Origin of the sequence: Bacillus solimangrovi (genome assembly GCF_001742425.1) — a bacterium.
GTDB lineage: Bacteria > Bacillota > Bacilli > Bacillales > Bacillaceae_N > Bacillus_AV > Bacillus_AV solimangrovi.
The window spans coordinates 1-13,535 of record NZ_MJEH01000013.1; the positions used below are offsets into that span (position 1 = coordinate 1).

The 13,535-nt window shown below is 36.3% G+C and carries 10 protein-coding genes; 9 read left to right on the plus strand and 1 reads right to left on the minus strand.

Annotation, left to right across the window (positions count from 1 at the left end):
* The 3 genes from icmF to BFG57_RS06235 all read left to right on the plus strand — a co-directional run.
* Window positions 1–2,433: fused isobutyryl-CoA mutase/GTPase IcmF (icmF, locus tag BFG57_RS06225; protein WP_069716627.1), on the plus strand; the 2,433-nt coding region annotated here is incomplete at its 5' end.
* Between the two features lie 318 nt (window positions 2,434–2,751).
* Window positions 2,752–3,234 (plus strand): DNA-directed RNA polymerase subunit delta, encoded by a 483-nt coding sequence (gene rpoE, locus BFG57_RS06230; RefSeq protein WP_069716628.1) that lies wholly within the window; start codon window positions 2,752–2,754, stop codon window positions 3,232–3,234.
* Window positions 3,235–3,891: 657 nt separating this feature from the next.
* Window positions 3,892–5,493, plus strand: a complete 1,602-nt coding sequence (locus tag BFG57_RS06235; protein WP_069716629.1) for a CTP synthase — start codon at window positions 3,892–3,894, stop codon at window positions 5,491–5,493.
* Between the two features lie 132 nt (window positions 5,494–5,625).
* Here BFG57_RS06235 and BFG57_RS06240 read toward each other — a convergent pair whose 3' ends face one another.
* Window positions 5,626–6,165, minus strand: coding sequence for a DUF2529 family protein (locus BFG57_RS06240; protein WP_069716630.1), 540 nt, complete (start codon window positions 6,163–6,165; stop codon window positions 5,626–5,628).
* A 269-nt stretch (window positions 6,166–6,434) separates the two neighbouring features.
* Here BFG57_RS06240 and BFG57_RS06245 point away from each other — a divergent pair, with 269 nt between their 5' ends.
* The 6 genes from BFG57_RS06245 (at window position 6,435) to rho (ending at window position 13,514) form a co-directional block, all read left to right on the plus strand.
* The gene (locus BFG57_RS06245) at window positions 6,435–6,812 is read left to right on the plus strand and encodes a response regulator (protein ID WP_281186629.1); all 378 of its coding nucleotides are present in this window, start codon (window positions 6,435–6,437) and stop codon (window positions 6,810–6,812) included.
* Window positions 6,813–7,006: 194 nt separating this feature from the next.
* Window positions 7,007–7,870, plus strand: a complete 864-nt coding sequence (gene fba / locus BFG57_RS06250; protein WP_069716632.1) for a class II fructose-1,6-bisphosphate aldolase — start codon at window positions 7,007–7,009, stop codon at window positions 7,868–7,870.
* Between the two features lie 291 nt (window positions 7,871–8,161).
* Window positions 8,162–8,809, plus strand: a complete 648-nt coding sequence (gene fsa / locus BFG57_RS06255) for a fructose-6-phosphate aldolase (RefSeq protein ID WP_069716633.1) — start codon at window positions 8,162–8,164, stop codon at window positions 8,807–8,809.
* A gap of 435 nt (window positions 8,810–9,244) precedes the next feature.
* Window positions 9,245–10,528 (plus strand): UDP-N-acetylglucosamine 1-carboxyvinyltransferase, encoded by a 1,284-nt coding sequence (locus tag BFG57_RS06260; protein ID WP_069716634.1) that lies wholly within the window; start codon window positions 9,245–9,247, stop codon window positions 10,526–10,528.
* 123 nt (window positions 10,529–10,651) lie between these two features.
* Window positions 10,652–11,623 (plus strand): class II fructose-bisphosphatase, encoded by a 972-nt coding sequence (glpX, locus tag BFG57_RS06265; protein ID WP_069716635.1) that lies wholly within the window; start codon window positions 10,652–10,654, stop codon window positions 11,621–11,623.
* A 601-nt stretch (window positions 11,624–12,224) separates the two neighbouring features.
* Entirely contained in the window at window positions 12,225–13,514 is a 1,290-nt protein-coding gene (gene rho, locus BFG57_RS06270; RefSeq protein WP_069716636.1) for a transcription termination factor Rho, read from the plus strand.
* The last annotated feature ends 21 nt before the right edge of the window (window positions 13,515–13,535 follow it).

A 13,535-nucleotide genomic window follows, 5' to 3' on the forward strand; every position in this document is an offset into this window, starting at 1 on the left:
TTATTTATCGTATCCATTAAGGAAGCGATTCAAGTTGTAAAACAAGCGGGGTTTGATTTCATTATTGTTGAAACAAGTGGAATTGGTCAAGGTGATGCAGAAATTACTGAAGTTACGGATGTATCAATGTATGTCATGACGAGTGAATTTGGAGCACCATCACAGCTTGAGAAGATTGATATGATTGATTTCGCTGACTTAATTGTGATTAACAAATTTGAACGAAAAGGCTCTGAAGATGCATTACGTCAAGTACGTAAACAATATCAACGTAGTCATAATCATTTTGATAAAGACTTAGAGGAAATGCCTGTATACGGTACAATAGCTAGTCAGTTTAACGATGCAGGTACAAACTCGCTATTCGCTGCATTAATGGATACGATAAATAAAAAATGTACGACAGATTTCTCGCTAGGTTTTGAGAAGTCAGCTAAAGTGGAGAAACAAAATGTCATCATCCCTAATGACCGACGTTATTATTTGCGTGATATTTCTGAGACAGTACGAGACTATCATCGTAAGTCAGAAGAGCAAGTTCGTATTTCACGTAAATTATTTCAATTGGAAGGTACACTTGAAGAATTGAGAAAGATTGAAAGCAATGAGGACGTTATTGTTTCGTTAGAGGCAGTGAAGAAGTCGTATGAAGCACAGCTTTCATCAGAATCCAAAAAGATCCTCGAAGATTGGCCAGAACGCAAAAAGCGTTATGAAGCTGATGAATACGTAGTGAAGATTCGTGACAAGAAAATTGTTACAGAATTGAAGACGAAGAGTCTATCTGGAACCGATATTCCTAAAGTTGTATTACCAAAATATGTTGATTGGGGCGAAATATTAAATTGGAACTATCGAGAGAATGCTCCTGGTTATTTTCCTTTTACTGCGGGTGTATTTCCTTTTAAACGTAAAGGAGAAGATCCGAAACGTCAATTCGCTGGTGAAGGTACGCCAGAACGTACGAATCGTCGATTCCATTATTTATCAAAGGATGATGATGCGAAGCGATTAAGTACAGCATTTGATTCAGTTACATTGTATGGAAATGACCCTGATGAACGCCCAGATATCTATGGGAAAGTAGGCGAAAGTGGCGTAAGTATTTGTACATTAGATGATATGAAAAAGTTGTATGATGGTTTTGATCTATGTGCACCATCAACATCTGTCTCAATGACAATTAACGGGCCAGCTCCTATGATCTTAGCGATGTTTATGAACACTGCAATTGATCAACAAGTAGAACGTTTCAAACAAGAAAATGATCGTGATCCAAGTGTTGAAGAATACGAAACAATTAAAGCGCATACATTAAATGTTGCTCGTGGAACGGTACAGGCTGATATTCTTAAAGAAGACCAAGGTCAAAATACATGTATCTTTTCAACAGAATTTGCTTTGCGGTTAATGGGTGATATTCAAGAGTATTTTATTGATAATAAAGTACGCAACTATTATTCTGTTTCAATATCGGGTTATCATATTGCAGAAGCAGGAGCGAATCCGATTACACAATTAGCGTTCACACTTGCAAATGGTTTTACTTATGTCGAATATTATTTAAGTCGTGGCATGAATATTGATGATTTTGCACCAAACTTATCATTCTTCTTTAGTAATGGACTTGATCCTGAATACACAGTTATTGGTCGTGTAGCACGACGAATTTGGGCAACGGTCATGCGTGAGAAATATCAAGCAAATGAACGTAGTCAGAAATTGAAATATCATATTCAGACATCTGGACGCTCTTTACATGCACAAGAGATGGACTTTAATGATATTCGGACAACGTTACAAGCACTAATTGCAATCCAAGATAATTGTAATTCACTGCATACAAATGCATATGATGAAGCGGTTACAACACCTACTGAGGAATCAGTTCGACGTGCAATGGCTATTCAAATGATTATTTCAAAAGAATTTGGTTTAACGAAAAATGAGAACCCATTACAAGGTTCATTTATAATCGAAGAGCTAACAGATTTAGTAGAAGAGGCTGTTCTAAAAGAATTTGAACGTATTAATGATCGCGGTGGCGTTCTAGGCGCAATGGAGACGCAATATCAACGCGGAAAGATTCAAGATGAGTCGATGTATTATGAAATGAAGAAGCATACAGGTGAACTTCCGATTATTGGGGTTAATACTTACTTGAATCCAAATCCACCATCAGAAGAGGAACTAAACAGTATTGAGTTGGCACGTGCAACAAGAGAAGAGAAAGAACAGCAAATTAATAACTTACGTTTATTCCAAGGTGAAAATGAGAATAAGTCTGAAGAAGCATTAGCTCGATTAAAAGAAACAGCAATTAATGGTGGTAATATATTCGGGGAGTTAATGGAAACAGTCAGGTATGCAAGTCTCGGTCAAATTACGCAAGCTTTGTATGAAGTAGGCGGGCAATATCGTCGAAACATGTAAGCATAGATTTTTAAGGCATCCTATCAAACAGGTGGGATGCTTTCTTTAATTATGATTTTTTGCTGAAACAACAGATGAATCATAAGTATATTTTTTCTATGAACAGAGGCAGGAAAGATTTTGAGAAAAAATATGCTTGTAAGCTAGCATAAATTGTTTACCTTTGTTTATAATGAGAGGTATGGTTTTGTATAGTTTATAATAATTAATCTGTAATTAGAAATGACAGAAATTCTACTTAGAACACGACAGATGGATATTCAAACATACATAATACAAGCATAGCTTGTGAGATATGAAAGAAAGGAAGGATTATGGATGAGTTTATCTCAATTTTCTAAAGACCAATTAAAGCAAATGTCAATGATTGATGTTGCTTATTATCTACTGGATGACGAGCGTCAAGTGTTTGATTTTTATACATTAGTTAAAAAGGTTTCTGCGATTAAAGAAATGCCTGAAGAAGAAACGAAGGAACGTTTGGCACAATTTTACACGGATATTAACTTAGATGGTCGTTTCATTAACTTAGGAGAAAATTTGTGGGGATTAAGAAACTGGTATCCTGTTGAACAAATGGAAGAAGATGCGATTACTCCTAAGAAAAAGAAAAAATCAGCTAAAAAGATAAAACCTCTCGTTGAAGATGATGATATTTATGAGGACGATGAGTATGAAGAAGATAATGACGAGGAAATTGATGTTGAAGAAGATGAAGATGAAGATTTAATTGATGATGAAGACTTTGAGGCTGATGATTACGACGAAGATGATTTAGACTTAGATGACGACGATAATTAATTCTCTGCTTTTTTAGTGTTTTGATGAAAAGACGTATTTTTAACTAGAGTTAAGTTAGCGTTTGGCTGTTAGCATAATTAGTAAATGCGTCTTCAATTAATTTTAGGTGAACAGAAAAGGTCTTGACTTTGAAGTCATACTAACGGTAGAATACTTTTTGGGCTCTTAAAATTAATATTAAATGAAAAATCTAGTTGATTATAAATAAAAACAAAAGCGCACCCCATTATTTTTCTAAATATGGGACACTTTTGTTTTTTTTTATTTTAAGGTAGGATTCACAAGTTTAGAAAACTTTTAGTTGATGACATTTCGCTTTATTACAAATGGGGTTACTTACTACTCATTTGTAATGTAATGTTTGGTATGTGGTAAGCTGATCGTTTTCTAAGATGTTTCGAATCGATTCATTATAGCTAAAGGATTGTTGAAAAGATTGAGTTTTTCTATTGCGTTATGGGAAAAGTAACAGATAGAACTTCTTTAAAGTAGCGCAATCTGATTCGTTGTACTAGATCCTATGAATAAGGACGTTAATATCGACCCCTAGATCGATTTTAGTAGGAAATACTTTATGAATTAGTGATAAAGAGTTTCACAATGAGCTAAGAATGTTGAACAAATACTTATTTCTGTATATTAAAAGGGGGAGCAAAGATGACTAAGTATATTTTTGTTACTGGCGGTGTTGTTTCATCTTTAGGTAAAGGGATTACAGCGGCTTCTTTAGGTCGTTTGTTAAAAAATCGTGGATTAAATGTAACCATTCAGAAATTTGATCCGTATATTAATGTCGATCCTGGAACAATGAGTCCATATCAGCATGGTGAAGTATTTGTAACAGATGATGGAGCTGAAACAGATCTTGATTTAGGTCATTATGAGCGTTTCATCGATATTAATCTTAATAAATATAGCAATGTGACAACTGGTAAAGTATATTCGACAGTGTTAAAGAAAGAACGTCGTGGCGATTATCTTGGAGGAACAGTTCAAGTTATTCCTCACATTACAAACGAATTAAAAGAGCGTGTTTTCCGTTCTGGTCGAGAAACAAATGCTGATGTTGTTATTACTGAAATTGGTGGAACAGTCGGTGATATCGAATCATTACCATTTTTAGAGGCAATTCGCCAAATTAAGAGTGATATAGGGTCTAATAATGTTATGTATATTCACTGTACGCTAGTACCTTACATCAAAGCAGCTGGGGAAATGAAGACAAAGCCAACACAACATAGCGTGAAGGAACTTCGTAGTCTTGGTATTCAACCAAATGTCATCGTCGTTCGTAACGAGATGCCACTTTCAGAAGATATGAAAGATAAGATCGCACTTTTCTGTGATATTAATAAAAACTCTGTTATTGAGGCTCGTGATGCTAAGAATTTGTATGAAATTCCATTAGCACTCCAAGAGCAAGGGTTTGATCAAATTGTATGTGATCATCTTGGTTTAACTAATGGACCAGCAGAGATGAGCGAATGGAAAGGGTTAGTAGACAGAGTATCCAACCTATCTCGCACAGTTAAGATTGCATTAGTTGGAAAGTATGTTGAGCTTCAAGATGCTTATCTTTCAGTAGTTGAAGCATTGCGCCACGCTGGGTTTGCATATGATGCAGATGTCCAAGTGAAATGGTTGAACTCAGAGAGCGTAACTAATGATAATGTAGAAGAATTATTAGCTGATGTTGACGGTATTCTTGTGCCTGGTGGATTTGGTGATCGAGGTGTCGAAGGTAAGATTGAAGCAACTCGTTATGCACGTGAAAATAAGGTGCCTTTCTTAGGTATTTGTCTCGGTATGCAGTTAGCATCAGTTGAATTTGCACGTAACGTACTAGGATTGAAAGGTGCACATTCTGCTGAACTTGATCCAGATACACCTTATCCGATTATTGATTTACTTCCTGAGCAAAAGGATATTGAAGATTTAGGTGGAACACTTCGCTTAGGTCTATATCCATGTAAGCTTGAAAAAGACACTGCCGCATATAATGCGTATGCAGATGAAGTTATTTACGAACGTCACCGTCATCGTTATGAGTTTAATAATCAATATCGTCAAATGATGGAAGAGCAAGGGTTTGTCTTCTCAGGAACAAGTCCAGACGGTCGACTTATCGAAATTATTGAAGTGAAGGATCATCCTTGGTTTGTAGCTTCACAATTCCATCCTGAGTTTACGTCACGCCCGACACGTCCTCAGCCACTTTTCCGTGATTTCATAGAGGCGAGCATCAAGGGTAATGAGTAAAGTGAAACTAACGTAGTTAGTTTAGAATTTCTAATTTAATTAGATAGAGCTGCTGGATGCTTTCCAGCAGCTCTATCTTTTCTTTATAGGTATCTGTCTTCAAATATCTTAGAGTAGTTCTATGTGTTTTACTTAAAAGTTTTCTTCTTGTTCTTCCACTATTTCAATTGTTGTGAGCAAAAGTGCATAGTATGTATATAGCATGACGATTGTAGCAGGGAACCCTCTACGTGTCCCGTCATCCTGAGGTACGAGTCCTTGTGTTACGTTTAAATTAATAAAGAAATCAGCTATTTGTTCAATTGTTTCGTTCGATTCTTTTCCTTTTGAAGCTAATAAAATAATACTAGCCCCAGTTTCTTTTATTTGTTTCAATAATTCTCTTACTTCCTCGTTATCTGTACTTCTTACAGCAAGAATGACACGATCGATAGAAGATAATTTTACAATTTTATCTTCATGAAATAGGGGGTTACTTTTTGGTAATGAATCCTTCCCAAGTAATCCTTCAGTTACAAGAGCTGACATTTCACCAATACCATGTAAGTAAATCGATCCCTCACCTACGATGGCTTGTGCTAAGGCGCGAGAAGCATCTTCGATATTCATTTCTTCATCTTTTTGTATTTGTTGAAAGATTCCAGATAATTGGGTTGTGAAAATTCGAAGCATTTCTATTCCTCCTCATTTCGTTTTTAATATATCGGATAATAAATGTATGTTGATACATCTATATTAGACTGTATCATTTATACGTACTTAATGTGAATTTTAGAGAGAGAAAGTGCAGTCGAAGTATAAGCAGAAAGATTTCTGAATGTTATTGCAGGAAGAGATTAGTTTTTACCGAATAATGTATATACACAAGCTTTGTCATAAGAACTATGAGAACCATCACGTATAGGTATACATATATGTCAGTACATAAGAAAGGGGACATAATGATGAGTGGAACAGTATTAATCGTAGATGACCAATATGGTATTCGTGTTTTATTGAATGAAGTGCTACAAACAGAAGGGTACAAGACATTTCAAGCTTCGAATGGTATACAAGCAATAAACATTGCCAAACAAGAAAACCTTGACTTAGTATTGCTTGATATGAAAATCCCTGGAATGGATGGAATTGAAATATTAAAAAGGTTAAAAGAGATGGATGATTCAATTAGAGTCATTATTATGACTGCATATGGTGAATTGGATATGATTCAACGTGCAAAAGACTTAGGTGCTTTAACCCACTTTGCCAAACCGTTTGACATTGATGATATACGCAAAGCGGTTAAAGATTATATTCAATTACAACCTGAAAAATAAAAAATATGGCGATTATCTTACAAATGTACACAATGATTTCGCTTACATAAGAAATCCATTAATTTTTCTAATTGCAGCTGCATTGTACTGTTGCCGACCGTGGTTGAAGTTGGTATGCTATAGGTGTGTTTAAAGAGGCACTAAGTACATATACTATGCTTACTTGCCGTAAAATTAAAGGAGGAAATAAAATAATGCCTTTAGTATCAATGAAAGAAATGCTTATAAAAGCCAAAGCGGAAGGTTATGCAGTAGGTCAATTCAATATTAATAACTTAGAGTACACTCAAGCAATTTTACAAGCAGCTGAAGAAGAGAATTCACCAGTAATCCTTGGTGTTTCTGAAGGAGCAGCTCGCTATATGGGTGGATTTAAATCAGTAGTATATATGGTAAAAGGTTTATTAGAAGAATATCAAACAACAGTTCCTGTAGCAATCCACCTAGACCATGGTTCAAGCTTTGAGAAATGTGTTGAAGCGATTTATGCTGGTTTTACGTCAGTTATGATCGATGGATCACATCATCCTCTTGAAGAAAATATCGCAATTACTAAGAAAGTTGTAGAAGTTGCTCATATTAACGGTGTGTCTGTAGAAGCAGAGCTAGGACGTATCGGTGGTCAGGAAGATGATTTGATTGTTGATGAAGCAAATGCTGCTTATGCTATCCCTGAAGAGTGTGAGAAGCTTGTTGCAGAAACAAACGTTGACTGTTTTGCACCAGCACTTGGTTCAGTACACGGTCCTTACAAAGGTGAACCAAACTTAGGTTTCGAACGCATGGAAACAATCGGTAAAGAAACTGGTGTACCTTTAGTATTACACGGTGGTACAGGCATTCCAGTAGCAGATGTTCAAAAAGCAATTTCTCTTGGAACTGCAAAGGTTAATGTTAATACTGAAAACCAAATTGCATCTGCTAAAGCTGTTCGTAAAGCACTTGAAGAGATGCCAAATGAATATGATACACGTAAATTCATGATTCCAGCTCGTGAAGCGATTAAGGAAACAGTAATTGGAAAAATGCGTGATTTCGGTTCTTCAAACAAGGCATAATTTGGAAATATTAACTTTTATTAATGGAGGAAACCGCCTTGGTATTAAGAGGCGGTTTTCTTTCTATATAAAACATGGATTTAATAGCTTTTATGTTATAGAATTAAAAGACGTCTCGTTTGAAGTTAAGCGCTTATTTTCTTACTGAATATTACCTATCATGTAATTTTTATATAGGGATAAGTGTATGTAGTCATTACAATAGACTTGCATAATGTTAGTAGTAATCAAAAATTTCTTACAGATGAAAGCACGTTTTATATAAGGTTGATAAAAGAAGGAGAGATAAAGATGAAATTTTTTATAGATACAGCTAACATCAATGAAATTCGTGAAGCAAATGCTTTAGGTGTATTAGCAGGTGTAACAACAAACCCAAGCTTAGTTGCGAAAGAAAAGAATGTTTCATTTCATGATCGTCTAAGAGAAATAACTAATGAAGTAGATGGATCAGTAAGTGCTGAGGTTATTTCACTAAAAGCAGAAGAAATGATTGAAGAAGGTAAGGAACTTGCAGCAATCGCCCCTAATATTACGGTGAAGGTCCCAATGACACCTGATGGATTAAAAGCAGTAAAGCGTTTTAAGGAGTTAAATATTAAAACAAATGTTACATTGATATTCTCAGCTAACCAAGCACTTTTAGCTGCACGAGCTGGTGCTACATATGTATCTCCATTTTTGGGTCGATTAGATGATATTGGACAAAATGGTCTTGATTTAATTTCCCAAATAGCTGAAATGTTTGAGTTACACAATATTGAAACTGAAATAATTGCAGCCTCAATTCGACATCCACAACATGTAACAGAGAGTGCTTTACGTGGTGCACATATTGCAACAGTACCGTACAATGTTATTCTTCAGTTGTGCAAACACCCGCTTACTGATCAAGGGATTGAGAAGTTTTTAGCTGATTGGGAAAAACGTAGCAAATAATAAATAAACTTCCTCTTTTATAGTCCTAATTCCAATATATTAAGGGTAAAATAATATTGAAATGGTATAAGTGCTTGTTCAAAAAGAAGGACAAATAGTGCTAAGCTCAAGGAAACCAAAGCTCGATTATCAAAACTTATGCATTTAGATACGGTAGCACCATAGAGATAAGTTTACTCAAGAGTGTAAATACATTATTTCTCTAACTTTTTGAACAACCTCTTTAAGTAGAGTTGTTACTTCATTTCAATACCTTGTATGATATGTTAAAGAGTGCACCTTTTTAACTAGATATTAATGAATTACTAGTGCATGACCATATTGCCCAAACGGGTTACGAATCATTAAATGATCGTAATTCTGTCATTCTCATACCACAGAAGGAGATTTCCCAGTTGTGGAAATTTGAATCTGTAGCATAGAAGGGAGAAAGAAATGGAAAGTTTGATGATTGAAGGCGGACATCGATTGAATGGAACAGTAAGGGTTAGTGGAGCTAAAAATAGTGCAGTCGCACTTATTCCGGCAGCGATCCTTTCTGAGTCAACTGTTACAATTGATGGACTACCAAACATTTCTGATGTACATATGTTATGTGCATTACTTGAGGAAATAGGCGGTACAGTATCATTTGATGATGGTACTGTTATTGTTGACCCATCAAAAATGGTGTCGATGCCGTTGCCTAATGGAAAAGTGAAAAAACTAAGAGCTTCATATTATTTAATGGGTGCAATGCTTGGACGTTTTAAGCAAGCTGTCATTGGTTTACCAGGAGGTTGTCATTTAGGACCTCGACCAATCGATCAGCATATTAAAGGCTTTGAAGCACTTGGAGCTGAAGTTACAAATGAACAAGGTGCAATTTATTTGCGTGCGAAAGAATTAAAAGGTGCACGTATATATTTAGATGTTGTAAGTGTAGGAGCAACGATTAATATTATGCTTGCAGCCGTTCGAGCAAAAGGACAAACGATTATTGAGAATGCTGCGAAAGAACCTGAAATCATTGATGTTGCAACGTTGTTAACAAGTATGGGGGCACGAATTAAAGGTGCGGGTACAGATGTTATTCGCATTGAAGGTGTGGACGAGCTTCATGGTTGTAGACATACGATTATTCCTGATCGGATAGAGGCAGGTACTTATTTAATTGCAGCTGCTTCGATGGGTGAAGAAGTGTTGATTGATAATGTTATTATTCAGCATATGGAGTCGTTAGTAGCAAAGCTCCGTGAAATGGGTGTGAACCTCAAAACATCTGAAGACCAAATTCTCGTTACGAGATCCGAAGGTCTAAAATCTGTAGATATTAAAACATTAGTGTATCCTGGTTTTCCAACCGATTTGCAACAACCTTTTACATCATTAATGACGAAAGCTAGTGCTAATGGAATTGTAACTGATACGATCTATGGTGCTCGTTTTAAACATGTTGATGAGTTAAGAAGAATGAATGCTAATATTAAAGTTGAGGGACGTTCCTCTATCATTTCGGGACCTGTACAACTTCAAGGAGCGAAAGTCCGTGCAAGTGATTTGCGTGCAGGAGCTGCGCTTGTTATTGCTGGGCTAATGGCCAAAGGGGTTACCGAAGTAACAGGACTTGAACATATTGATCGTGGTTATGAAGGCTTAGTTGATAAGTTGAAGGCTTTGGGTGCAAACGTTTGGCGAGAGAAGAGTCAACAAAATAACCGTATCGATCAATACTCTTAAAAAGGTTAAAAGAATAGCGTTATTTCCATTATTAGTATTATCTATCATGTATACTAAAGGAAGTTAACACGAGAAAGAGATAAAAAGCGCTTTTAAGAGTGGATTTTGAGGGAGGAGAAAATTATGGATAGAAGTTTATCTTTGGAGTTGGTACGTGTAACGGAAGCAGCAGCTTTAGCATCTGCTCGTTGGATGGGACGCGGTAAGAAAGATGAAGCGGATGATGCAGCGACTTCTGCTATGCGTGATGTTTTCGATACTGTTCCAATGAAAGGAACAGTGGTAATTGGCGAAGGTGAAATGGATGAGGCGCCTATGCTTTATATCGGTGAGAAACTTGGTACAGGTTATGGACCGCGTGTTGATGTAGCAGTTGATCCACTTGAAGGCACAAACATTGTAGCACAAGGGACATGGAATGCTCTTGCCGTTCTAGCCGTAGCAGACCACGGAAACTTATTGCACGCTCCTGACATGTATATGGACAAGATTGCAGTTGGACCTGAAGCAGTTGGTACAGTCGATATTAATGCACCTGTTATTGAAAACTTAAAGGCAGTTGCTAAGGCAAAAAATAAAAACATTGAAGATGTTGTAGTTACGATTTTAAATCGCCCGCGTCATGAACAAATCATCTCAGAAGTACGTGAAGCAGGAGCACGTATTAAGCTTATCTCTGACGGTGATGTTGCCGGTGCTATTAATACAGCATTTGATAATACAGGCGTTGATATCCTACTTGGCAGTGGTGGCGCTCCTGAAGGTGTTCTTTCTGCAGTTGCATTAAAATGTCTTGGTGGTGAACTTCAAGGAAAGCTTCTCCCACAAAATGAAGAAGAAGTAGCGCGTTGCAAAGAAATGGGAATTGATGATGTTGACCGTGTGTTAATGATGGACGATTTAGTTGCTGGTGATGATGCAATTTTTGCTGCTACAGGCGTTACGGATGGAGAACTATTAAAAGGTGTTCAATTTAAGGGGAATAGTGGAACAACACAATCTGTTGTAATGCGCGCGAAATCTGGAACAGTAAGGTTTTTAGATGGTAGTCATAGTCTTCATAAGAAGCCTAATCTAGTAATACGTGAAGATTGAAGAGGTTGAGCTCCTGCATATGGTAGGGGTTCATCTCTATATAATTAGTTCTAATATAAGATTGACTTGAAAATCGCCTATTTATAGTTCTCGGATTTTTTTGTCGTTTTTTTGCTACTTATTATAGTTGAATAAATGAACCTTTTCTGGTTAAAATAATATTTATATAAAAATAGAGAGATTCTTCTGCTGCTAATATCTTCTAGTGTGTGTTCAATAGCGAGGTTACAAGGGAAGGAAAAGTATTCTACCTTACTTATATATAGCTTTTTTCCACCTTCTTAAAAAAATACCTCTTCTAGAATTCCGCTGATTTAAGAGTTTAGCACATTCTTCAAAGTATCTGCAGCCCTCTATCACATAACATCCCTTACATTCTTACAATGTAGAATATTAATAGAATTAATAAATAGAAGTGTATGATCAAAAAGGTAACAGTTCGTGTCATGATAAAAGCTATAATTAATAGGTTAGAAAGTGCCTCTTAATTGATGTTCACTCACTTAGTTATCAACATGAGCTTTGAATGAACATATATGCTTATATTACTGTGACTTTTTGTATACCGTCTAAATGAATACTGAAAAAGAGTGGTGTCTAAATGGCTTTAACAATTTCAAGTTTAGAACATATGACGTTAAAAGAGCTTTATGAACATGCGCGTCATTACAAAGTTTCTTATTATAGCAAACTGAATAAAAAAGAGTTAATTTTCTCAATTCTAAAAGCACAAGCTGAACAAGACGGTCTTTTGTTCATGGAAGGTGTTTTAGAAGTGATTCAATCTGAGGGGTTTGGATTCTTACGTCCTATTAATTATTCGCCAAGTGCTGAAGATATTTATATTTCTGCCTCTCAAATTAGACGTTTTGACCTGCGTAATGGTGATAAAGTATCTGGTAAAGTACGTCCTCCGAAGGAAAATGAACGTTATTATGGCTTACTCCATGTTGAAGCAGTTAATGGTGAAGATCCAGAGACAGCAAAGGAACGTGTGCATTTTCCAGCATTAACGCCATTATATCCAGACAGACAGATGGTGCTTGAAACGGCTCCAAATCATTTATCAACACGGATTATGGATACAATTTCTCCTGTTGGGTTTGGGCAACGTGGTCTAATTGTTGCACCTCCAAAAGCTGGAAAAACAATGTTGTTAAAAGAGATCGCAAATAGTATTACAACGAATCATCCACAAGCCGAATTGATTGTTTTATTAGTTGATGAACGTCCTGAAGAAGTAACAGATATTGAGCGTTCAGTTGATGGAGATGTTGTAAGTTCCACATTTGATGAAGTACCTGAAAATCATATCAAAGTTGCTGAACTCGTTTTAGAACGTGCAATGCGCCTTGTTGAACATAAAAAAGACGTCGTGATCCTTATGGATAGTATTACTCGTTTGGCTCGAGCTTATAATTTGACAATTCCTCCAAGTGGTCGTACTCTCTCAGGTGGTATTGACCCTGCAGCTTTCCACCGTCCAAAACGTTTCTTCGGTGCCGCTCGTAACATAGAAGAGGGAGGAAGTCTTACTATTCTTGCTACAGCTCTTGTCGATACTGGATCACGCATGGACGATGTTATTTATGAAGAATTCAAGGGAACAGGAAATATGGAACTTCATTTAGATCGATCACTTGCAGAACGACGAATCTTCCCTGCTATCGATATCCGTCGTTCAGGTACTCGTAAGGAGGAGCTGCTTATTCCTAAGAAAAACTTGGATAAGCTTTGGGCTATTCGCAAAACAATGAATGATTCACCAGATTTTGTAGAACGTTTCTTAAAGAGTTTGAAAGAGACAAAGACAAACGAAGAATTTTTTGAATTGATGAAGACTGTTCCAAAAGGCAGCAACTATAATAAACGCTCATATTCTTCTCAATAGAGAAAACATGGCACCTCTTTC

Bases quoted from the DNA above. Each gene is read 5' to 3' on its own strand.
- BFG57_RS06245 (WP_281186629.1), top strand. From the start codon at position 6,435: ATGATGAGTGGAACAGTATTAATCGTAGATGACCAATATGGTATTCGT.
- BFG57_RS06235 (WP_069716629.1), top strand. From the start codon at position 3,892: ATGACTAAGTATATTTTTGTTACTGGCGGTGTTGTTTCATCTTTAGGT.
- BFG57_RS06260 (WP_069716634.1), top strand. From the start codon at position 9,245: ATGGAAAGTTTGATGATTGAAGGCGGACATCGATTGAATGGAACAGTA.
- rho (WP_069716636.1), top strand. From the start codon at position 12,225: ATGGCTTTAACAATTTCAAGTTTAGAACATATGACGTTAAAAGAGCTT.
- BFG57_RS06240 (WP_069716630.1), bottom strand. From the start codon at position 6,165: ATGCTTCGAATTTTCACAACCCAATTATCTGGAATCTTTCAACAAATA.
- glpX (WP_069716635.1), top strand. From the start codon at position 10,652: ATGGATAGAAGTTTATCTTTGGAGTTGGTACGTGTAACGGAAGCAGCA.
- fba (WP_069716632.1), top strand. From the start codon at position 7,007: ATGCCTTTAGTATCAATGAAAGAAATGCTTATAAAAGCCAAAGCGGAA.
- fsa (WP_069716633.1), top strand. From the start codon at position 8,162: ATGAAATTTTTTATAGATACAGCTAACATCAATGAAATTCGTGAAGCA.
- rpoE (WP_069716628.1), top strand. From the start codon at position 2,752: ATGAGTTTATCTCAATTTTCTAAAGACCAATTAAAGCAAATGTCAATG.